At 69.3% G+C, this 21,065-nt stretch carries 18 protein-coding genes; 15 read left to right on the top strand and 3 right to left on the bottom strand.

The window, feature by feature from the left end:
* Positions 1–356 precede the first annotated feature (356 nt).
* Positions 357–1,823, top strand: coding sequence for a non-reducing end alpha-L-arabinofuranosidase family hydrolase (locus ACZ6CL_RS30015; RefSeq protein ID WP_468941171.1), 1,467 nt, complete (start codon positions 357–359; stop codon positions 1,821–1,823).
* Positions 1,824–1,908: 85 nt separating this feature from the next.
* Here the strand turns inward: ACZ6CL_RS30015 and ACZ6CL_RS30010 are convergent, their stop codons facing one another.
* The 3 genes from ACZ6CL_RS30010 to ACZ6CL_RS30000 form a co-directional block, all read right to left on the bottom strand.
* Positions 1,909–2,157, bottom strand: a complete 249-nt coding sequence (locus ACZ6CL_RS30010) for a hypothetical protein (RefSeq protein ID WP_468941169.1) — start codon at positions 2,155–2,157, stop codon at positions 1,909–1,911.
* A gap of 44 nt (positions 2,158–2,201) precedes the next feature.
* Complete coding sequence (locus ACZ6CL_RS30005; protein ID WP_468941166.1) at positions 2,202–3,290, bottom strand: integrase core domain-containing protein; 1,089 nt, start codon at positions 3,288–3,290, stop codon at positions 2,202–2,204.
* A 221-nt stretch (positions 3,291–3,511) separates the two neighbouring features.
* Complete coding sequence (locus ACZ6CL_RS30000; protein ID WP_468941164.1) at positions 3,512–4,552, bottom strand: LLM class F420-dependent oxidoreductase; 1,041 nt, start codon at positions 4,550–4,552, stop codon at positions 3,512–3,514.
* 192 nt (positions 4,553–4,744) lie between these two features.
* Here ACZ6CL_RS30000 and ACZ6CL_RS29995 point away from each other — a divergent pair, with 192 nt between their 5' ends.
* The 14 genes from ACZ6CL_RS29995 to ACZ6CL_RS29930 all read left to right on the top strand — a co-directional run bounded on the left by ACZ6CL_RS29995 (position 4,745) and on the right by ACZ6CL_RS29930 (position 20,952).
* Entirely contained in the window at positions 4,745–5,605 is an 861-nt protein-coding gene (locus tag ACZ6CL_RS29995; protein ID WP_468941162.1) for an ABC transporter ATP-binding protein, read from the top strand.
* Complete coding sequence (locus ACZ6CL_RS29990; RefSeq protein WP_468941314.1) at positions 5,602–6,420, top strand: ABC transporter ATP-binding protein; 819 nt, start codon at positions 5,602–5,604, stop codon at positions 6,418–6,420. The genes ACZ6CL_RS29995 and ACZ6CL_RS29990 overlap by 4 nt, the downstream gene beginning before the upstream one ends.
* Entirely contained in the window at positions 6,420–7,310 is an 891-nt protein-coding gene (locus ACZ6CL_RS29985) for a branched-chain amino acid ABC transporter permease (RefSeq protein WP_468941159.1), read from the top strand. Before ACZ6CL_RS29990 ends, ACZ6CL_RS29985 begins: the two co-directional genes overlap by 1 nt.
* A complete protein-coding gene (locus ACZ6CL_RS29980) occupies positions 7,303–8,400 on the top strand; it encodes a branched-chain amino acid ABC transporter permease (RefSeq protein ID WP_468941156.1) in 1,098 nt (365 codons plus the stop codon). Before ACZ6CL_RS29985 ends, ACZ6CL_RS29980 begins: the two co-directional genes overlap by 8 nt.
* A gap of 109 nt (positions 8,401–8,509) precedes the next feature.
* On the top strand, positions 8,510–9,754 hold the full coding sequence (locus ACZ6CL_RS29975) for an ABC transporter substrate-binding protein (RefSeq protein WP_468941154.1): 1,245 nt from the start codon (positions 8,510–8,512) through the stop codon (positions 9,752–9,754).
* Between the two features lie 109 nt (positions 9,755–9,863).
* The gene (locus ACZ6CL_RS29970) at positions 9,864–10,520 is read left to right on the top strand and encodes a TetR/AcrR family transcriptional regulator (protein ID WP_468941151.1); all 657 of its coding nucleotides are present in this window, start codon (positions 9,864–9,866) and stop codon (positions 10,518–10,520) included.
* A 200-nt stretch (positions 10,521–10,720) separates the two neighbouring features.
* Positions 10,721–11,485 carry an SDR family NAD(P)-dependent oxidoreductase gene (locus tag ACZ6CL_RS29965; RefSeq protein ID WP_468941148.1) on the top strand — a complete coding sequence of 255 codons (765 nt, stop codon included), beginning with the start codon at positions 10,721–10,723 and terminating at the stop codon, positions 11,483–11,485.
* A 64-nt stretch (positions 11,486–11,549) separates the two neighbouring features.
* A complete protein-coding gene (locus ACZ6CL_RS29960) occupies positions 11,550–12,317 on the top strand; it encodes a crotonase/enoyl-CoA hydratase family protein (protein WP_468941145.1) in 768 nt (255 codons plus the stop codon).
* A gap of 7 nt (positions 12,318–12,324) precedes the next feature.
* Positions 12,325–13,515, top strand: a complete 1,191-nt coding sequence (locus ACZ6CL_RS29955; protein ID WP_468941142.1) for a CaiB/BaiF CoA transferase family protein — start codon at positions 12,325–12,327, stop codon at positions 13,513–13,515.
* Between the two features lie 64 nt (positions 13,516–13,579).
* Positions 13,580–15,343 (top strand): class I adenylate-forming enzyme family protein, encoded by a 1,764-nt coding sequence (locus ACZ6CL_RS29950; protein ID WP_468941140.1) that lies wholly within the window; start codon positions 13,580–13,582, stop codon positions 15,341–15,343.
* A gap of 1 nt (position 15,344) precedes the next feature.
* The gene (locus tag ACZ6CL_RS29945) at positions 15,345–16,514 is read left to right on the top strand and encodes a thiolase family protein (protein ID WP_468941137.1); all 1,170 of its coding nucleotides are present in this window, start codon (positions 15,345–15,347) and stop codon (positions 16,512–16,514) included.
* Between the two features lie 73 nt (positions 16,515–16,587).
* Positions 16,588–17,733 carry an acyl-CoA dehydrogenase family protein gene (locus ACZ6CL_RS29940; protein WP_468941135.1) on the top strand — a complete coding sequence of 382 codons (1,146 nt, stop codon included), beginning with the start codon at positions 16,588–16,590 and terminating at the stop codon, positions 17,731–17,733.
* A gap of 513 nt (positions 17,734–18,246) precedes the next feature.
* Positions 18,247–19,512 carry a CaiB/BaiF CoA transferase family protein gene (locus tag ACZ6CL_RS29935; protein ID WP_468941311.1) on the top strand — a complete coding sequence of 422 codons (1,266 nt, stop codon included), beginning with the start codon at positions 18,247–18,249 and terminating at the stop codon, positions 19,510–19,512.
* Between the two features lie 357 nt (positions 19,513–19,869).
* Positions 19,870–20,952: an integrase core domain-containing protein gene (locus ACZ6CL_RS29930; RefSeq protein WP_468941132.1), complete on the top strand. Its 1,083-nt coding sequence runs from the start codon at positions 19,870–19,872 to the stop codon at positions 20,950–20,952.
* The last annotated feature ends 113 nt before the right edge of the window (positions 20,953–21,065 follow it).

Genomic DNA, 21,065 nt, shown 5'->3' with positions numbered 1-21,065 from the left:
GCGAACCCTCGGCGCCGCCGTCGGCGGATGCCGTAGGGCCGGGGCCGGGACGAGTGTGGGGACGCCGCTTGCTCGGCTTCTCGCCTCCGCGCGGACGCCCTGGACTGGCGAGCTGTATCGCAACCTGCGGAGTGTTTCCGATCGGTGTGACGGCCTGTCAAGCCCGAAGGGGAGGCGCAGTTTGTGGACAGATCGGCGACAGGCCTTGACCAGAGGGCCCCACATTCCTAGCTTGTGGCGTCAAAGCTTCCGGGAATTCTTCGAAACGTTGCGGGATTGTCCCCGCCCCCCCCGGCACGTCCGCCCCGCGGTTCATCGGGGTCACCTGACCCCTGCCCCCAAAGGAGTGCCCTCTGATGTGGTTTCGCCACCCGTCCCCGGTCCGTCCAAGACGCTTACTCGCCATCCTTGCGCCCTTGCTGCTCGTGGCTACCTTCCTCGGTGCCCAGCCCGCCGGCGCGGCGACCGTAGACCCCAACGCCTCGTATGTGCTGGTCAACCGCAACAGCGGCAAGGCCCTGGACGTCTACAACATGGCGACCAACGACGGCGCCCGCATCACCCAGTGGACCAGGAACGATCAGAACCAGCAGCAGTGGCAGTTCGTCGATTCCGGGGACGGCTACTACCGCATCAAGTCCCGCCACTCGGGCAAGGTGCTGGACGTCTACAACTGGTCCACCGCGAACGGCGGCTCGATCGTCCAGTGGGCCGACCTGAACGGCACCAACCAGCAGTGGCGGCTGGCCGACAGCTCGGATGGCTACGTGAGGTTCATCTCGCGCCACAGCAACAAGGCCCTCGAAATACAAGGCGCCTCCACCGCCGACAACGCGAACACCGTCCAGTACGACGACTGGGGCGGCACCAACCAGCAGTGGCAGCTCGTCAAGGTCGGCGACGACAGCCCCGGCCCGTGCGATCTTCCGTCGACATACCGCTGGACATCAACGGGCGCGCTGGCGCAGCCCAAGCCGGGATGGGTCTCGCTCAAGGACTTCACCGTCGTCCCCTACAACGGCAGGCAACTCGTCTATGCGACGACGCACGACACGGGGACGAGTTGGGGTTCGATGAACTTCGGCCTGTTCACCAATTGGTCGGAGATGGCCTCGGCCAGCCAGAACACGATGTCAGCTTCCACCGTCGCGCCCACGCTCTTCTACTTCGCGCCGAAGAACATCTGGGTGCTCGCCTACCAGTGGGGCGGGACCGCCTTCTCCTACCGGACGTCGAGCGACCCCACCAACCCGAATGGCTGGTCATCCCAGCAGGTGCTCTTCTCCGGAAGCATCCCCGACTCCGGAACAGGACCCATCGACCAGACGCTCATCGGTGACGGGACGAACATGTACCTGTTCTTCGCCGGTGACAACGGCAAGATCTACCGGGCCAGTATGCCGATCGGGAACTTCCCGGGCAGCTTCGGCACGACCTCGACAGTGGTCATGAGCGACACGAGGAACAACCTGTTCGAAGCCCCGCAGGTCTACAAGCTCAAGGGCCAGAACCGCTACCTCATGATCGTCGAGGCGATCGGCTCGCAGGGCCGCTACTTCCGCTCGTTCACGGCCACCAGTCTGAACGGCTCATGGACACCCCAGGCCACGACCGAGAGCAATCCCTTCGCCGGCAAGGTCAACAGTGGCGCCACCTGGACCAACGACATCAGCCATGGCGAACTGATCCGCACCAGCCCCGATCAGACCATGACCGTCGATCCCTGCAATGTGCAGTTGCTCTACCAGGGGCGCAGCCCCAACTCCGGTGGCGACTACGGCCTCCTGCCCTACCGTCCGGGTCTGCTGACACTGCGGCGCTGACGGCGTGACACGAGTCCGGCTCCGGTAGGGAGCCGGCGTGGCGGGCTCGGCGGAAGGCCGAGCCCGCCCGGGTCACGCGACGACGTCAGCGCTCATACGGCGACTGAGCGCGGGGTCGGGCAACGCTCACCAGCCCGAGGGCCATCCCGTAACGCGGTACCGCCGCCGACGGCGCCTGCTGACGGTCCAGGCGCACCGGGTCGCCTGGTGCGCTGCGGCGGACGAGCCAGGCCTCGGTGATGTGGGTGAACATCGCCTCGGCCGCACCGCTCGGGTCGTGGGCGGCGATGCGCTCGTACACGCGGCGATGGCCGCGGTTGGAGGCGACGCACATGGCACGCTCCGGCCGTGTGCCGTTCAGAAACCCGTCGCGGCTTGTCAGGCCGCGTATCTGTACTCGTTGATCAGGCCGCCAAGGACACGCGTACGGAGTAGCCATCGCTTGCTGTCCAGGTCAGTCAACGGCGCGGTCTGGTCGTCGGCGAGGGGAGGCAGTTGCCCTCGGGCCTGGTGTGGGCGATGCCCGTTGTAGTGCTGGGCGTAGGTTTCGACAACGTGTCGAGCCTGGGCCTCGTTCCAGAGCAGCACGTGATCGAGGAGTTCACGCCGTAGCGTCCCGATGGCTCTCTCACAGTGCGCGTTCATCCGCGGGGACTGCGGGGCGGTCTTCACGGTTTCGATGTCCTCGGCCGCGAAGACCGCGTCGAAGGGCTCGGCGTATTTGCCGTCCCGGTCACGGATCACAAAGCGCAGCGACTCGAAACGCTCGCCCATTTCGAGGGCGAGGTTGCGGGCCTGCTGGGCCGTCCACTGCGCGGTCGGATGCGCGGTCACTCCAGCGATGTGGAGGCGGCGCGTGCCGTGCTCAAGGAAGATCAGCACGTAGACGCCGCGAAGATCCACCAGGTCGACGTACAGGAAGTCGCAAGCGATGATGGCCTCGGCCTGGGATGTCAGGAACTCGCGCCATGTCGGCCCGGCGCGGCGGGGAACTGGGTCGACACCGGCTGCCGTCAAGATCTTCCATGCCGTGGACGCGCCGATCCTGTGGCCCAGCCGGTCGAGCTCTCCCTGGATCCTGCGGCAGCCCCAGCGCGGATTCTCCCGTGCCAGCCGCAGCACCAACTCCTTCACGGCTTTCGCTGTCGCCGGCCGGCCCGGCTTGATCCGGCACTCGCTGTAGTCCCACCTGCGTGCAACGAGACGCCGATGCCAGCCGACCAACGTCCCTGGTGTCACAGGGAACACCTGCGCCCAGCGGCGCCGCGGTATCAGCGAGGACAATGCCGCGAACCACAACCGGTCCGCCCACTGATAGCGCACCGGACTCGCAAGTTGCCTGCGTAGCACCCCGTTCTCGTGCCGGAGCACGAGCAACTCAGCATCTCTGGCCATCCGCCGACGCAGCAGCACCGCTGGGACCGACAGAAGCTTCCGCGTGACCCGATAAACCAGTGAAACGATCACCTGGACAGGATCCCAACACGCCCCCTGATTCCGCCATACCGCCTACGACCTGCAGCGACGCATTTCTGAACGGCACACGAAAGGGTGCCACAGAGCTCGACAAGAAGGACGCTGCGCGCGGGCATCGCGCGCCGGCTCGACGCCGAGGAAACCCCGGAGGCTGAATCACCAGACCGTCCCGGCTGAGGGCGCCCCGCCCGCATCGTGCCGCGCGCCTGACGTCAGCCCAGCATGTCGCGCAGTCGCTCGACGGCGTGGAGGCGTTCCCTGTGCGTGTCGGCCAGCGGCTTCACGCACAGGGTCGTCACTCCGGCGGCAGCGAAGGCATCGAGCTGTCCGGCGATCTGCTCCTTCGTCCCCACCAGGGATATGGCCCTCAACAGTCCCTCGGGAACGGCGGCTTCCGCCTCCTGCTTCCTTCCTGACAAGTACAGGTCCTGGATGCGCGCCGCCTCCCGTTCGTAGCCGTACCGACCGGCTAGCCGGGCGTAGAAGTTCTTGTTCCTCGCGCCCATCCCCCCGATGTAGAGGGCCAGTTGTGGCCGAGCGCGGTCCAGCAGGTGTTCCACGTCGTCGCCGACGGCCAGAGGCGCCGTCACCGTGATGTCGAGCGTGCCCAGGGCCGCATCGCGCCGGGCCAGCCCCGCGGTCAGTGCCGCTCCCCACACCTCGGCGGCCTTTCCGGGATGGAAGAACACGGGCAGCCAGCCCTCGGCGAGTTCGGCCGTCAGCTCGACGTTCTTCGGTCCGATCGCCGCCAGGGTGATGGGGATGCGGGAGCGGACCGGCTTGTTGACGAGTTTCAGGGGCTTGCCGAGCCCCGTGCCCCGCTCGGCGGGAAGCGGAAGCGGGTACTTCGGGCCCGGGTGCACCACCGGTTCGCCCCGCCACACCTGACGGCAGATCTCCACCACCTCGCGGGTGCGGCTGAGTGGCGCGTCGTACGGCACCCCGTGGAAGCCCTCGATCACCTGCGGTCCCGACGCTCCGAGGCCCAGCGTGAACCGGCCGCCGGAGAGATCGTCCAGACTGGCGGCGGTCATCGCCAGGAGCGACGGCGTACGGGTGAAGACCGGGAGGATCCCGGAGGCGAGCTCCAGGCGTTCGGTACGAGCCGCGAGGTAGCCCAATCGGCTGACGGCGTCGAACGAGTAGGCCTCCGGCAGGAAGGCGATCTCGATCCCTGCCGCCTCGAAATCCCTTACGGCACGGACCGATTCGATGAAGTCGCCGCTGTAATCCAGTGTCATACCGATACGCATGCGAAGGTCCTCGTCTTCTGACCGACTGAGATTTATCGAACGATCGTTTAACACCGTACCGGCCTTCCTGCCCAGGCGGAACCGGCGACCTCGTAGCCCTTCACCTCCTGCCGCTTCAAGCGATCATGCACAGGGACCTTGACCGAGTGACGTGGCTCACACTACGTTCGCGCTGGCCTTAACGAACGATCGATGAGTGACGCATGGCGTCGCTTCAGGGCGGCAAGGGAGGCCGACGTGCTCGAAATCGATGGACTCGTCGTCCGGTACGGCGCTCGCGCGCCCGTTCTGCGGGGGGTGTCCCTGGACGTCGGCGGCAGCGGCGTCGTCGCGCTCCTCGGCAGCAACGGCGCCGGCAAGACGACGCTCATGCGCGCCGTCTCCGGCACGCTCGGCCTGTACGGCGGCGGGGTCACCGAAGGCTCCGTCCGGTTCCGTGGCGAACGGATCACCGGTGCGGGCACCGCCCGCACCGTGGCGCACGGGCTCGTACAGGTACCGGAAGGACGGCACATCTTCGCCGGTCTGACGGTGGAGGAAAATCTGAACGCCGGTGCGCTCACCGTGCGGTCGTCGGCGGTGCGTGAGCGCACACGCCGTCGGATGTACGAACTCTTCCCGCTGCTCGCCGAGCGGCGACGCGCCCATGGCGGGACGCTGTCCGGCGGCGAGCAGCAAATGCTCGCCATCGCCCGGGCGTTGATGGCGCAACCGAGACTCCTGCTTCTCGACGAGCCGTCCCTCGGCCTCGCGCCGCGGCTGGTGCGTCTCGTGGGCGAGACCATCCGCGAGATCAGTCGGGAAGGGGTCCCCGTCCTGCTGGTGGAGCAGAACGCGGCGATGGCGCTTTCGGTCGCCGACTCGGCCTGTGTGCTCGACCTCGGCAGGGTCGTGCTGAGCGGACCGACGGACGAACTGGCGCAGAGCGACGACGTGCGCCGCCTCTACCTGGGCGCGGACGCGCACGCCGGCCAGGGCGCCGGCGGCCCCGGCGGATCCGCACCGCGGCCCGGTCCCGGAAAAACGCCGACGCTGAGCAGGTGGTCCGGATGACGACGACTCACACGCAAACGGCACCGGAACTGCGCGTCGAGGACGTGAGCGTGGTGTTCAGCGGTCTGCGCGCGCTTGACGGCGTGTCATTCACCGTACGGCCCGGAGCGATCCACGCCGTCATCGGTCCCAATGGTGCCGGGAAGACAACGCTGCTCAATGCCCTGTCGGGGATCTACCGTGTCGTCTCGGGCCGCATCATGGTGGACGGTCAGGAGGTGACGGGCCTGCGTCCGGACCGGGTGGCACGGCGGGGAGTCGCCCGAACCTTCCAGAACATCGTCGTGTCACCGGTCGAGTCCACGCTCGACAACCTCATGGTCGGACGGCATCGGCTGACCCGGTCCGGCATCGCCGCGACCGCACTGGGACTGGGCCGCGGTGAACAGCGTGGCCACGAAGCGCGGGTGCGCGACATCGCGGAGTTCGCCGGCTTGTCCAGTGTTCTGGACCGCCCGGCGGCAGGCCTCGCCTACGGGGATCTCAAGCGCCTGGAATTCGCGCGGGCGCTGTGCCTGGAGCCGCGGTTGCTCATCCTCGACGAACCGGTCGCCGGGATGAACACCGCGGAGAGCGCGGAACTCGCCCGGCTGGTCTCCGCGGCACGTGACGCGCTCGGTCTGACCGTGGTGTTCGTCGAGCACGACATGGGAGTGGTCATGTCGATCGCCGACCGCATCACCGTCCTCGACTTCGGCAAGGTCGTCACGGACGGCACGCCGGAACACGTAAGGCAGCATCCGGAAGTGATCAGCGCCTATCTGGGAGCGCCCATGGAATCCGGAAACGACCAGGTGGCGGAGAGGTTGTCGTGATGACCCGCGGAGTCGAAATCCTGCTGAGCGGTGTGTCCTTGGGGCTGCTGTACGCCCTGATCGCGCTGGGCTTCGTCATCGTCTTCAAGGCGACCCGCACGGTGAACTTCGCGCACGCCTCGTTTCTGCTCTTCGGTGTGTGGGTGGTGGCGCAGACCAGCCCGCACATCGGCTTCGCGGCCGCCGTGGCGCTCGGCCTGGTCGCGGCCGGGACGCTGGGGCTGGCGGTGGAGCGACTGCTGTTGTCCCGGGTCGACGGCCGCAAGCATGATGCGCTGGCGATCCTCACCATCGGGGTCAACGTGGTGCTCACCGCGGAACTGAGCTGGCGCATCGGGGAGAGCGTGCTGCCACTCGGCGCTCCCTGGGACGGACACGTGGTCCACTTCGGTTCGGTGGTACTGCCCCTGTCCGTGATCATCACCATCGTCACCGTGCCGCTGCTGATCGCCGGTCTCGCCGCGGTCCTCCGCCACACCGGCTGGGGCCTGGCCATGCGCGCGTCGATCGAGGACCGCGAGGGCGCGGCGCTCACCGGTGTCCGGCTGAAGCGGGTCTCGGCAGGTGCCTGGATCACGGCCGGTGTCCTCGCCGTCGCGGCCGGCATCGGTCTCGCGTCGTTCCCCAGCCCTGGCGTGGCCGTGAGTACCGGGACCGCGGCCATCAAGGCGTTCCCCGCCGCGATCATCGGCGGCCTCGACTCGCTCGGCGGGGCGATCGTCGGCGGCCTGGTCATCGGCATCGCCGAGGTGACCGTCGCCGAGTACCAGGAAGCCCTCTCCTTCCTCGGGCGAGGGCTTGGGGACGTCGTGGCCTACGTGATCATGATCTGCATTCTGCTGTGGCGGCCCTCGGGCCTGTTCGGCGCGAAGGAGGTCAGCCGTGCCTGAGACGCCCCGGCTCCTCATGGCACGGCGTGTGCCAGCCCTCTGCGCGCTGACCGCCGCCCTGGTGGTCCTCCTGGCACTGCCCCTGTATGTCTCCGCGTTCTGGCTGAACATGGGCCTGTTCGCGATGGCGGCCGCGGTCGGCGCGATCGGCCTCACCATCCTGCTCGGCGCGGCGGGACAGTTGTCCCTGGGACACGCCTTCTTCGTGGCCGTTGGCACATACGGCTATGCCTTCCTGGCCGGAGAAAGCGGCGACGGGGTGTCCGGCCTCGGCCTCCCGCCGCTTCTCGCCGCAGTCCTGGCCGTCCTGCTGGCGGGCGTCTGCGGCCTGCTGTTCAGCCCGGTCTCCAGCCGTCTGCGCGGCATCTACCTGGGCATCGCCTCCCTGGGCCTGGTGTTCCTCGGCCACCATCTGCTCCAGAACATGAAGCCGGTGACCGGCGGCTTCGAGGGCCGGACCGTCGTGCCGCTGTCGGTCGGCGGGTTCTCCTTCTCCGACCAGGCGGACGTCACCGTCCTGGGCGTTCCGTTCGGTGCCGCGGAGAGCCAGTGGTATCTGTTCCTCGTCGTCACCGTCGGGGCGGCGCTGCTCGGCCGCAACGTCCTGCGCGGCCGGCCCGGCAGGGCGCTGAGGCTCATGAGGGACAGCGAGATCGGGGCGAGCGCCATGGGCGTCGACATACGACGCACCAAGGCAGCCGTCTTCGTCCTGTCGTCGATGTATGCCGGCGCTGCCGGTGTGCTCACGGCACTGGCCTTCCAGCGCACCGTCCCCGACTACTTCAGCCTCCACCTGTCGATCAACTATCTGGTGATGGTCATCCTGGGCGGCCTCGGATCCGTGGGTGGCGCGATCGCCGGTGCGGTCTTCGTCGTGACGCTGCCCCTGCTGTTCTCCCGCTACGCCGATTCCCTGCCGTTCGTCACCGGAGCCGGCGGGCAGGGACTGGACGCGTCGACAGCGGCACAGTTCGTGTACGGCGCGGTCGTCATCGTGGCCGTGATCGTCCAGCCGGGCGGTCTGGCGGCACTGGTCGGCGCCGTTCGACCTCTACGAAGCCGCCACCCGGCCGCGGCCACCACTTCCTGAACCCCCGCTCCCAGCCGTCCGTCGCCTCAGACACTCCAGACCCGCCCCCCACCTTGCCGGACGTGTGCTGTCAACCACCTCATCCGCTTCTCAACGAGGAGACACACCGATGCACAAATCGCGCACACTCGGGCTGGCGGCCACGGCCCTGGCCATCACGCTGGCGGTTGCCGGCTGCTCCACCAAGGCCGGAAAGGCCGGGGCCGCCACCGCCGCGCCCGGGGTCAGCGACTCCACCATCAAGCTCGGGGTGCTGATGGACCTGTCGGGCCCGTTCGCGGGCACCGGCAAGACGATCCTCGACGCGAGCAACGTCGCCGTTAAGGAGATCAACGCGGCAGGCGGTGTCTGCGACCGGAAGCTGGCACTCGTCACCCGCGACCACGGCTACGACCCGCAGAAGGCCGTCGCCGCGTACGATGAGATGGATCCGCAGGTCCTCGGCTATCTGAACATCCTCGGCACACCGGTCGTCACGGCGCTGCGGGACAAGATCGAGGCGAAGGACGAACTCGCCGGCCTGACCACGTTCGCGTCGACCCTGCTCGGGGACGAGCACCTGCTCGTCCTGGGCGCCACGTACGACATCCAGACGATCAACGGCCTGGACTGGCTCGTGCGGAAGGGCGAACTGCGCAGCGGCGATTCCGTCGGGCACATCTACCTCCAGGGAGAAATCGGCGAGAACAGCCTGCGAGGCAGCAAGTTCGCTGCGGGGAAGCTGGGGTTGAAGATCGTCGGCAGGCAGATCGACCCCACCGCAACCGACCTCACCAGCCAGGTCAACGCGCTCAAGTCGGCCAAGGTCAAGGCGATCCTGGTCGACTCGACGCCCAAGCAGGCGGCCTCGGTGGCGGCAGTGGCGCAGTCGGCCGGCATGGAGGTGCCGATCATGGGCGGGGTGTCGACCTTCGCCACCAGCCTGCTCACGACATCGGCGGCGCCCGCGCTCACCGAGCACTACACCAGGCTCACCGGGCTGGGCGCCCTCGGCGCGGACACCGCCGCCGCTCGCAAGCTGGCCGCTGCCTGGACGGACCAGTACGGCAAGGCACCGGAGGCCAGCAGCGGAGTCGTCCACGCCTACGCCATGACCAAGCTGTACGCCGAGATACTCGGCAGGAGCTGCGAGGACCTCACCCGCCCGGGCGTGCTCAAGGCCCGCAGCGCTGTCACCGACTTCACGCTGCCCGGCCTGCTCCCGCCTCAGGACTTCTCCGATCCCGCCGAGCCCAGTTCGCGCGAGGCCCAGGTGCTGGGTGTGGACAAGGGTGTCTTCGCCGGAGTCACGGCACTCGGTGACTTCTTCGCATCGGACCTGGCGAAGGAGTACAAGGTTCCGTCGGCCGGATGACACCGGGGACTGTGCCCGGCGGGCCGGCGGCGTCGGTGCGCCGGCCCTCGGCTCCGCATGGCAGGGGGCGGCTTTGTCGATCGTTCGTTCGTTCTGGGAGGCTGGGGCCATGAATGCGACGAGCGGCAAGGCGGCGGGCAAGAGCGGCAAGGCGGTGGCCAACGGTACCTCCGGCCCCCGGGGAAACGGCCGGGGCGCCATCATGGACGCCGCACGGGATGTCTTCGCGGAGCGCGGCTACTTCGGCGCCTCCATCCGTGACATCGCCAAGCGGGCCGACATGAGTCTGTCCGCCCTCTATTACTACTACTCCGGCAAGGCGGAGCTCTTCCACGCCCTGATCGAGGACTCGCTCGACGACTACTTCCGTCACTGCGAGAAGGAACTGGCCCAGGCCGGTGACGACCCCGCCGCGCGGCTGGCCGCCCTGGTCAGAGTGACGGTCGACTACCGGGTCCGGCGGCGGGTCGAGAGTCTGCTGACCCTCCAGGAACTCCGTTATCTCGAACCCGAGTACCGCAACCCCATCATCGAAAGGCGGCACGCCGTATCGGGACTCTTCCAGAAGACCCTGGACGACGGCATGGCCGGCGGAGTCTTCCGGACCCCGCACCCGGACGACGCCCGCCGGGCGATCATGGCCATGTGTAACGCCGTCGCCCAGTGGTACGACCCGTCCGGCGACCTCGGGACGACGGAGCTGTGCGAGCGGTACGTGCGGCTGGCGTTCGCAATGGTCGGGTACGGCGAGGCGCCGGCCCGGTAGGTCGCCCACACTTTTCGTCGCCGTCATTGACAGTGGGTGAGGCGGCGACCTAACTTAACGATCGTTCGACAAGTATCTCCATCGGCTGCGGTCCCGACCGCAACGGCCGGGCTCGTGGCCCGGCGTACGACGGCAGTCGCCGAGCCTTCGCGGCGTCGCCGGCGGCAGATCCGACACCGACTCGACCGGCTGGAGTGTCCATGCAGACCAGCGGAATATCCGCAGTGGTGACCGGCGGCGCGTCGGGGCTCGGCCTGGCGACGGCGCGGCGGCTGCTCAAGGCCGGCGCCCGTGTCACCATCGCGGACCTGCCCTCCTCGGACGGCGACCGGGCCGTCCGCGACCTCGGCCCCGAGGCCGTCTTCGTCCCCGCCGACGTGACGAGCACCGAGGACATGACCGCCGTCCTCGACACCGCCGAGCGGACAGGAGCGCTGCGCGCGGTCGTCCACTGCGCGGGCCGCGGCGGTCCGCTCCGCGTGGTCAACAAGGACGGCACCGCGGGTGATCTCGACCATTTCCGCGCCGTGGTCGACGTCAACCTGATCGGCACCTTCAACGTGCTCCGGCTCGCCGCCGCCCGCATGGCCCGCAACGAACCACTCGACGGGGACCGGGGAGTGATTGTCATGACAGCGTCGGTCGCGGCGTTCGAGGGGCAGATCGGACAGGCCCCGTACGCGGCGTCGAAGGCCGGCGTGGCCGGCCTCACCGTGTGTGCGGCCCGGGATCTGGCGAGCAAGGGCATCCGGGTCGTCACCATCGCGCCCGGCTTGTTCGACACACCGATGCTCGGCAGGAGGCCGAAGGAGAAGCTCGACGCGCTCGCTGCCGCGGTGCCGCACCCGCCGCGCCTCGGCGCGGCGGACGAGTACGCACAACTCGCCCTGCACATCATCGACAATCCGATGCTCAACGGAGAGACCATCCGCCTCGACGGCGCGATCCGCCTGGCCCCACGCTGAAGGCCGGCGCTCAACCGATACTCCCCGACCGCGACCACCGCTTGGCCACCGTAAAGGAGCTGCCGTGGCAGACGAAGTACTGGTCGAGTACGGTGACGACGGCATCGCCGTCATCACCATCAACCGGCCCGAGTCCCGCAACGCGATCAACCGCGCCGTCGCCGGGGCGATCGCATCCGCGCTGGATGAGCTGGACGAGCGTGACGACCTCGCGGTCGGCATCATCACCGGCGCCGGCGGCACCTTCTGCGCGGGCATGGACCTCAAGGCGTTCCTGCGGGGCGAGCGCCCCCACGTGCCGGGGCGCGGTTTCGCCGGCCTCACCGAGACCCCGCCGCGCAAGCCGCTGATCGCCGCCGTCGAGGGCTACGCCGTGGCGGGCGGATGCGAGATCGCCCTCGCGAGTGATCTGGTCGTCGCCGCGGAGGACGCCAAGTTCGGGCTCCCCGAGGTCAAACGCGGTCTGGTGGCGGTGGCCGGGGGACTGCTGCGACTGCCGGGCCGGATCCCGTACCAGATCGCGATGGAACTCGCCCTCACCGGCGATGTCCTCACCGCAGAACGGGCTCACCACTACGGGCTGGTCAACCGGCTCACTCCACCCGGCGGCGCGCTGAAGGAGGCGAGGCTGCTGGCCTCCGCCATCGCCGCCAACGGTCCGCTCGCCGTACGGGTCACCAAACGTATCCTCGTGGAGTCTCCCGGCTGGCCACGCGACGAGCTGTTCGACCGTCAGAAGCCGATCACCGAGCTGGTGTTCAACTCGGATGACGCGCGGGAAGGCGCGTCGGCCTTCACCGAGAAGCGCGCTCCCGTCTGGCAAGGCCGGTGAGCGGCCGGTGAACGAAGAACAAGACCAGGAACGTGCGAACGGCGCCGTACCCGATGCGGCCCCGGGGCCGCTCACCGGGCTGCGGGTCATCGAGCTCGGGGGCATCGGGCCGGGGCCGTTCTGCGCGATGCTCCTCGCCGACGCCGGTGCGGACGTGATCCGTGTCGAGCGCCCGTCGGACGTGGTCGGCAGGCTCGATCCCGTCCTGCACCGGGGGCGGCGCTCGGCCGCCATCGACCTCAAGCACCCGGAAGGCGTCGGCGCCGTCCTCGACCTGATGGCGGATGCCGATGTCTTCCTGGAGGGCTTCCGGCCGGGGGTGGCCGAACGGCTCGGCGTGGGCCCCGGCCCGTGCCTGGACCGCAACCCGCGCCTGGTCTACGGACGGATGACGGGATTCGGGCAGGACGGGCCGCTCGCGCTGCGGGCCGGGCACGACATCAACTACATCGCCCTGTCGGGGGCCCTGGGGGCCATCGGACCGGCCGACGGTCCGCCGGTTCTGCCGCTCAACCTGCTCGGCGACTTCGGCGGCGGTGGCGCACTGCTCGCCTTCGGTGTGCTGTGCGCGGTCGTGCAGGCACGCGCCACCGGGAAAGGCCAGGTAGTGGACGCCGCCATGGTGGACGGGTCGGCCCAGCTGCTGGCCATGACCTACAGCCGTCTGCACCAGGGGCGGTGGACCGACCGCCGGGGCGTCAACTACCTGGACGGCGCAGCCCCGTTCTACGGCGTCTACCGCTGCCGCGACGGCGAGTACGTCGCGGTCGGCGCGATCGAGGCCCCCTTCTTCGCCACCCTCCTGGAACGGCTCGGCCTGGTCGCAAATGCCGACTTCACCCAACAGTGGGACCGTTCCCGCTGGCCGGTCATGCGGCGGCGCCTGGCGGAGGTCTTCGCCGCCCGGACCCGCGACGACTGGGCGGCCGTGTTCGCCGACGCCGACGCGTGCGTCACCCCCGTGCTGTCGCTGGTGGAGGCACCGCGCCATCCTCACAACGCCGCACGCGGCACGTTCCTCACCGACGGCGCGGGAGCCCTCCAGCCCGCCCCAGCCCCCCGGTTCGGCTCCTCCACCCCTCGCCGACCCGCCCGGCCGGCCCCGCTTCCGGGCGAGCACACAGCGCAGGTCCTCGCCGAGACGGGCCGGAACCCCGAGCAGATCAAGAAGCTTTTCGACGCGGAGGTCGTGCGATGAGCCGGCGTACCGCGCGGAAGCCCTGCATGGCCGGCCGCAGGCCGACGCGTGAAGGGAGCGGCACATGACCGACTACTGGCCCGCGGGACTGCCTCGCCGCCTCGACTACCCGGATGTCCCGCTCGGCGCGGTGCTCGCCGGCTCGGCCCGCCGCTACCGCGACCGGGCGGCCGTGCGCGACGGCGACCAGGTTCTCACCTTCACCGGCCTGTACGAACAGGCTGCCGCGTTCGCACGCGGCCTCAGGGCGCGCGGCATACAGCCGGGTGACGTGGTCGCCCTTCACCTGCCCAACACCCTGTGGTTCGCCGTCGCCTACTACGGCATCACGCTCGCCGGCGCGACAGCATGCCCGGCCAACCCCGCCCAGCCGGCCAGGGCCCTGCGCGCCCAGCTCGCCGACTGCTCCGCGGCGGCCGTGGTGACCCATCCGGAGCCGGCACCGGTGCTGGCCGAGGCCATCGACGGGCTGCCGGTCCGGCTGGTCGTCATCGTGCCGCCCAGCACATCGGCCCCGGCCGACGGGCCGGATGACTGCGCAAAGCTCTTCGGGAAGGCGGGCACCGCCCTGGAGGCCCTCGTCGCAGGTCAGAGCACCCACCCGCCAGACGTAACGGTCCCCACCGACTCCGTCGCCCAGTACGGGTACACCGGCGGAACCACCGGGGTACCCAAGGGAGTGCGCATACTGCACCGCAACGTCGTCGGCAACACCATCCAGGTCGCCTGCTGGCGCTCCGGGGCGCTCCCCGGGCTCGACAGCGAAGGCGGTGTGGTGCTGAACCCCCTGGAGACCTCCGCCGACTACGCCCTGGCGCCGGGCAGCTACGCCGCGCTGTGCGTCTCTCCCTTGTTCCACGCCCTTGGCATGATCAGCCTCAACTTCTTCCTTCTGTGCGGCGCCACCACCATCCTGAGCGGCCGCTTCGATGCGGAGTCGTACCTGGAACAGGTGGAACGGCACCGGGTCACGTACATTCCGGGCGCCCCGGCGCTCTGGCACGCCCTGCTGGCGACACCGGGCATCCGCACGCGGGACCTCAGCTCGGTCAAGGCCGTGGTGTCGGGCGGCGCCCCCATAGACACGTACTCGTTGGAGAAGCTGACAGAGGCCTTCCCCAACGCCGCCGTCATCGAGGGTTACGGCCTGACGGAGGCGACAGCAACCGTGTCCAGCGGCCCGATCGCGAAGGCCGGGCTGCGCAAGCCGGGCAGCCAGGGGGTTCCCCTGTTCGACACCGAGTTGGAGGTCCGGGACCCGCTGCGCCCCGGCCGGAAGGTGCCGCGGGGCGAGCGCGGCGAGATCTGGGCGCGGGGCCCTCAGGTGGCCTCGGGCTACCTCGGCCGGCCCGACGAGACCGCCGCGCAGTTCGTCGACGGCTGGCTGTGCACCGGCGACACCGGCCACCTCGACGAGGACGGCTTCCTGTACGTCTCCGGCAGGTCGAAGGACATGCTCATCTACAAGGGCTACAACGTGTACCCCCGCGAACTGGAGGACATCCTCGGCGGACACCCGGCAGTGCTCCAGGCGTCGGTCGTCGGGAGGGCGGTGCCTGCCGTCGGCGAGGTCCCCGTCGCCTTCGTGGTCCCCGCCACTGAGCCGCGCGCGATGGCCGAGGAGCTGATGGAGTACGTCGCGGAGCGCGTGACGCCGTACAAGCGGATCAGAGAGCTCCGTTTCGTCGACGAACTTCCCCTGTCCCCGGCCGGAAAGGTGCTGAAGACCGAGCTCCGCCGCCTGGCCCGGACGACTCGGGGCCCGGGCGAACTCCCCTCGGGCACCCAGGAAACCGGCGCGCCGGCCACGGCGGAAAGGCAGGTCTGACATGCGTGACGCGGTCATCGTGGACGCCGTCCGTACCCCCGTGGGCAAGCGGAACGGTTCGTTGAGCTCTGTGCACCCGGTCGACCTGTCGGCGGCGGTGCTGCGCGCCCTCGCCGAACGCAACGACCTGGACCCGGCGTTGGTCGAGGACGTGCTGTGGGGCTGCGTCTCCCAGACCGGTGAGCAGGGCGGCTGCGTCGGCCGTTTCGCCGTCCTGGCCGCCGGATGGCCTGAGGAAGTGCCGGGCGTCACCATCGACCGGCAGTGCGGATCCTCGCAGCAAGCGGCGCAGTTCGCCGCCGCGGGAGTGATGAGCGGCCAGTACGACATCGTGGTCGCGGGTGGCGTGGAGTCGATGAGCCGCGTACCGCTGGGCTCCGGCCGCGAGCGGGGTCCCGGCGAACCCTTCGGCCCTGCCGTGCAGGCCCGATACGGCGTCTCGCGGTTCAGCCAGGGGCTGGGCGCGGAGGAGATCGCGCGGCGCTGGCGGCTGAGCCGGGAGCAACTCGACGCGTACAGCCTCCGGTCGCACGCCAACGCGGCGGCCGCGATCGACGAGGGGCGGTTCACGTCCCAGATCGTGCCGGTGGACGTGACGGATGAGGACGGTTCCGTACGCACCGTCGACACGGACGAGGGAGTACGGCGGGGCGGCACGGCCGCCACGATGGCGGGTCTGAAGCCCGCTTTCACCGAGGACGGCGTGGTCACGGCCGGCAACTCCTCGCAGATATCGGACGGTGCCTCGGCGCTGCTGGTCATGAGCGGCGAGAAGGCGCGTGAACTCGGTCTGCGCCCGATCGCCCGCTTCCACTCCTTCGCCGTCGTCGGAGTCGACCCCGTGACGATGCTGACCGGCCCCATCCCGGCCACCGAGAAGGTCCTGAAGCGCGCCGGTCTGGGCATCGAGGACATCGGAGCCTTCGAGATCAACGAGGCGTTCGCCAGCGTGACCTGCGCCTGGCTCGCCGAGACCGGCGCCGATCCGGAGCGGCTCAATCCCGACGGCGGCGCCGTCGCCCTCGGCCATCCCCTGGGAGCCTCCGGCGCCCGGCTGACCACGACACTGCTCCACCACATGCGAGCCGCCGACGTCCGCTACGGCCTGCAGTCGATGTGCGAGGGCGGCGGCATGGCGAACGCCACCGTCCTGGAACACCTTCCCGGCTGAGCCCGAGCAGCCCAAGCAGCTGAGCCCTGGGACCGCGCGGAAGGCGCCCACTACCGAGGAGTGCGAGAAGCCAATGGAACCAGACGAGTTCGACGCCGTTCTGACGGCGGTGCGGGCCTTCGTGCGCGAGAAGGTCGTCCCGCGCGAGAACGAGATCGAGGAGAAGGACGAGATCCCGGCGGACCTCCGCGAGAAGGCCGCGGCCATGGGCCTGTTCGGCTACGCGCTGCCCCAGGAGTACGGCGGGCTGGGCTTCTCCATGACGGAGGACGTACGCCTCTCCCTGGAGATCGGCTACACCACTCCCGCGTTCCGCTCGATGTTCAGCATCAACAACGGGGTCGCCGGCCAGCTCCTGGCGAGTTCCGGCACCGAGGAGCAGAAGCGGCGCTATCTGCCGCGGATGGCCGCCGGGGAGTTGATCGCGGCGTTCACGCTCACGGAGGCGGAGGCGGGCTCGGACCCCAGCGGTATCAGGAGCCGTGCCGTACGCGACGGGGACGGCTACGTCCTGAACGGCAGCAAGCGGTTCATCACCAATGCCCCGCTCGCCGGTGTCTTCATGGTGTTCGCCCGCACCGGGCCGCAGACCACGGGCGCCGAGGGGATCTCCGCCTTCGCCGTCGACGCGGACAGCCCAGGCGTCACCGTGGGGCCGAGGGACCACAAGATGGGCCAGTCGGGTGCCTTGAGCGCCGAGGTCTTCTTCGACGAGGTACGCCTTCCGGCGAGTGCCCTCATCGGAGGACGCGAGGAAGAGGGCTTCCGCGTCGCCATGCGATCGCTGGCGAGGGGACGTCTGAGCATCGCGGCGATGTGCGTGGGGCTGGCCGGACGCATCCTCGACGAAAGCGTCGCGCACGCCTCGGTCACCCGGCAGGGCGGACGGCCCATCGGCGAGTTCCAGCTCGTCCAGGCCATGCTCGCCGAGTCGCACGCCGAGATGTACGCGGCCCGCGCCATGGTGCTGGAGGCGGCCCGCGCGTACGACTCGGGCGAGGACCGCAGGCTGGCGCCGTCCTCCACGAAACTGTTCTGCAGCGAGATGGTGGGCCGGGTGGCCGACCGTGCCGTCCAGATACACGGGGGCATGGGATACATGCGCCACGTTCCCGTCGAGCGCTTCTACCGTGACGTGCGACTGTTCCGCATCTACGAGGGGACGAGCGAGATCCAGAAGCTCATCGTGGGCAGGCAGTTGCTGCGGGAGCACGGGTGACGGGCGGCGCTGGCGGCCCCATGAGCGAGGCGCGCGAGGCCACCGGGCGGTACGGGGAAGGCGAACGGCCATCGCTGTGCGGTCGTGGGCCGGCAAAGGGGCCGCCACGAGACCGGACACCAGGCGCGGCCGTGCTCGTGGAGGACGACGGGCCGGGTACGGGTGCTGAAGCCCGCCACAATGCCCTGACCGGCCGCGAGGAACCCGGAAGCGCTCCGTCCTCCATCGCGGAAACCAAGCGGATCCTGGCGTGCCGAGGAGGTACGGGCACAGCCGCAACTGCTGGCCGGTGCGGACTTCGCCGAGGGCAGCGCCGCGTGCTTGGCCGGACGCGCTCCGCGGTTCACCGGACCGACCACGACGGAGCGGGCATGAGGCGGGCGGCGCGGGCCACAGCACCGACGCGCCCGGCACAGCAGGTACGACAAGGTCGAGGTGAAACCTATGGCGAGGCCCGGCTTTCCTCCCCGGACCCTGAAGGGTGATCGGGTGAACGTGGCAGACACCGAGCGGATGGCAGACACCGAGCGGGCGGAACGCTCCGACCCGAGACGAACCGCTCGTGACGCGGCCAAGCCGGCCGGGCCACTGGCGGGCATCACGGTGGTGTCCCTGGAGCAGGCGGTGGCGGCTCCCATCTGCACCCGGACCCTCGGTGACTTCGGGGCTCGGGTGATCAAGGTGGAGAACCCGGAAGGCGGTGACTTCGCCCGGCACTACGACGACGTGGTGGGCGGCATGGCGGCGCACTTCGTATGGGTCAACCGGGGCAAGGAGTCGGTCACGCTGAACCTGAAGGATCCGGCCGGGATGGCGATACTCCACCGGTTGCTCGACCGCGCCGATGTGATGGTCTCCAATCTTGCTCCCGGTGCCACGGCGAGGCTCGGTATCGCGCCCGCCGACCTGGCCGTCAGCCACCCGGAACTCATCGCCGTGGAGATCGACGGCTACGGGCCGGGAGGCCCGCTGTCCCATAAGCGTGCTTACGATCTGCTGGCCCAGGCCGAGTCAGGCGCATGCGCGATGACGGGCTTTCCCGGTGCCCCGGCCAAGCCCGGTCCGCCGATGGCCGACGTGTGCACCGGCCTGTATGCCGCGTTGTCGGTTCTGGCGCTGCTCTGCGGCAAGGAGCGTGGCCATGGTCGCGGCCCCGCCGCGGTCGCGGTGAGCCTGTTCGACACGATGACGGAGTTGATGGGGTATCAGCTCACCTACACGCTGCACACGGGTGTGGACCAGCAGCCGGTCGGCATGGGCTCGCCCGCGGTGGCGCCGTATGGCGCCTACCGCACGGCGGACGGCCAGACCGTCGTCCTGGGCACGACGAACGACCGCGAATGGCGGCGATTCGCGCGTGACCTTCTCGGCCGGCCCGACCTGGCCGACGACGAACGCTTTCATACCACCTCCGGCCGGGCCGAGCACCGTGAGTTCCTGGACGCGGAGATCGCCGACTGGTGCGCACGCCATGACCTGACGCAGGTGCAGAGCGACGCAGATGCCGCAGGGATCGGGAATGCCCGGCTCAACACACCGAGCGAGGTCATAGCCCATCCGCATCTGATAGCCCGCGACCGGTGGCGCCGGATCGACACACCTCACGGTCAGGTACCCGCTCTGCTTCCACCTCCGGTCATCGCCGGCTACGAGCCACCGATGGGTGGGGTCCCCGCACTCGGTCAGCACACCGACGCGCTGCTCACCGAACACGGCGTCACCGAGGACGACATCGCCGTGCTGCGCGCACAAGGCGCGGTGGCCCCGACCCCTCGCTGAGGTGCCGGATCCATGCCTCGACGGCGCCATCGGCATGACACTCGGCCGGTCCTGCTCGGCGACCCACCCTCGCCAGTTCCGGCCCTTTCGCCGGAATGCTGCTGGGCTTCCTGGGTCAACGCCGAACACCATGATCGCTTCCAACCCGGACGCTCGATGGCTCTTTCCCGGTCGCCGAGCAGGACAGCCCATGACCACGGAGGCCCTCGAACTCCGCCTCCGGCGTTTGGGATTTCCCCTCCAGCGCGGACGCGCGGCCGCGATCCGCCAGCTCGTCCTCCAAGCCCCCTGTACCGCTCGAAAAGTCATCGCCGCAGCTGAGCGGGGTGCGGTCAGTTCGCTGAGATTACGCCTTGCATGATCGTGTCCTTGTTGTACAAGGTGACCCGAAAGCTGCTGACGGTTCCATCGGTACTCCTCCGCCGTGGGACGGCGAAGGACGCCGAACTGTTGGTGCTGCGGCACGAGAACGCGGTCCTGCGCCGCCAGTTGACCGGACCAGTCCGCTACGAGCCTGCCGACCGGTTCTGGTTCGCCGCCCTGTCCGGGCTGATACCCCGACGCCACTGGCGCGAGGTCTTCCCTGTCACCCCCGGCACCGTGCTCGCCTGGCACCGCAGGTTCATCGCCGCGAAGTGGGACTACACCGCGCGCCGACGCACCGGACGCCCGCCCATCCCCGCAGCGGTCAAGAAGCTCGTCCTGCGGTTGGCCAGGGAGAATCCGAGTTGGGGACACCGGCGGATCCAAGGGGAGCTGACCCGACTCGGGCATCGGATCGCCGATTCGACGCTCTGGGAGATCCTCAACGCGGCCGGCATCGACCCCGAGCCACGTCGCTCAGGCCCCACCTGGCACGAGTTCCTGATGACGCAAGCCGAGGGGATCATCGCGGCAGATTTCTTCCACATCGACACCGCCCTCGGCAGGCGGTTGTACGCGCTGGCGTTCCTCGAGCACGGCACCCGGCGGCTGCACGCCACCGGGGTCACCGCCCACCCGACCCGGCACTGGGCGGTGCAGCAGGCGCGGAATCTCACCGCCGACCTGGGCATACGCATCGAGTCCCTGCGCTTCTTGCTGCGCGACCGCGATGGCAAGTACGGCGAGGCGTTCGATGCCGTCTTTCGGGCCGAGGAGATGGAGATTCTCAACAGTGCGCCGCAGGCTCCCCGTATGAACGCGCACTGCGAACGCATTATCGGCAGCATCCGACGCGAAGCCCTCGACCACGTCCTCATCATGAACGAGGCCCACGCCCGCCACGTCCTCGCGGCCTATGAGCGGCACTACAACGAGCACCGCCCCCACCAAGCGCTCAACCAGTTACCACCCGACTCCCCCGAACAGCCCGCCGCGGCGCATGAGCTCAACACTCACAAAGTCCTGCGTAGCCGGATCCTCGGCGGTCTCATCAACGAGTACGGATATGCAGCATGACGTGCAGCGATGACTTTTCGAGCGGCACAGGGTCCCAGGGCGGTAGCGCTTCGTTAGCGCGGCGTTAAGGGAACGGTAGCGGCCGCGATCAAGCTGAGTGCACACCGGCGAGA

It is taken from the genome of Streptomyces sp. NPDC041200 (assembly GCF_055591805.1).
Note: the sequence above shows the minus strand (reverse complement) of the source record. Positions and strands in the feature narration are given on the sequence as shown.

Coding starts and splice junctions, on each gene's coding strand:
- ACZ6CL_RS29950 (WP_468941140.1), top strand. CDS start 13,580: ATGACCGACTACTGGCCCGCGGGACTGCCTCGCCGCCTCGACTACCCG.
- ACZ6CL_RS29945 (WP_468941137.1), top strand. CDS start 15,345: ATGCGTGACGCGGTCATCGTGGACGCCGTCCGTACCCCCGTGGGCAAG.
- ACZ6CL_RS29990 (WP_468941314.1), top strand. CDS start 5,602: ATGACGACGACTCACACGCAAACGGCACCGGAACTGCGCGTCGAGGAC.
- ACZ6CL_RS29985 (WP_468941159.1), top strand. CDS start 6,420: ATGACCCGCGGAGTCGAAATCCTGCTGAGCGGTGTGTCCTTGGGGCTG.
- ACZ6CL_RS29970 (WP_468941151.1), top strand. CDS start 9,864: ATGAATGCGACGAGCGGCAAGGCGGCGGGCAAGAGCGGCAAGGCGGTG.
- ACZ6CL_RS29935 (WP_468941311.1), top strand. CDS start 18,247: ATGGCAGACACCGAGCGGGCGGAACGCTCCGACCCGAGACGAACCGCT.
- ACZ6CL_RS30000 (WP_468941164.1), bottom strand. CDS start 4,552: ATGCGTATCGGTATGACACTGGATTACAGCGGCGACTTCATCGAATCG.
- ACZ6CL_RS29930 (WP_468941132.1), top strand. CDS start 19,870: ATGATCGTGTCCTTGTTGTACAAGGTGACCCGAAAGCTGCTGACGGTT.
- ACZ6CL_RS30015 (WP_468941171.1), top strand. CDS start 357: ATGTGGTTTCGCCACCCGTCCCCGGTCCGTCCAAGACGCTTACTCGCC.
- ACZ6CL_RS29975 (WP_468941154.1), top strand. CDS start 8,510: ATGCACAAATCGCGCACACTCGGGCTGGCGGCCACGGCCCTGGCCATC.
- ACZ6CL_RS30010 (WP_468941169.1), bottom strand. CDS start 2,157: ATGTGCGTCGCCTCCAACCGCGGCCATCGCCGCGTGTACGAGCGCATC.
- ACZ6CL_RS29995 (WP_468941162.1), top strand. CDS start 4,745: ATGAGTGACGCATGGCGTCGCTTCAGGGCGGCAAGGGAGGCCGACGTG.
- ACZ6CL_RS29940 (WP_468941135.1), top strand. CDS start 16,588: ATGGAACCAGACGAGTTCGACGCCGTTCTGACGGCGGTGCGGGCCTTC.
- ACZ6CL_RS29965 (WP_468941148.1), top strand. CDS start 10,721: ATGCAGACCAGCGGAATATCCGCAGTGGTGACCGGCGGCGCGTCGGGG.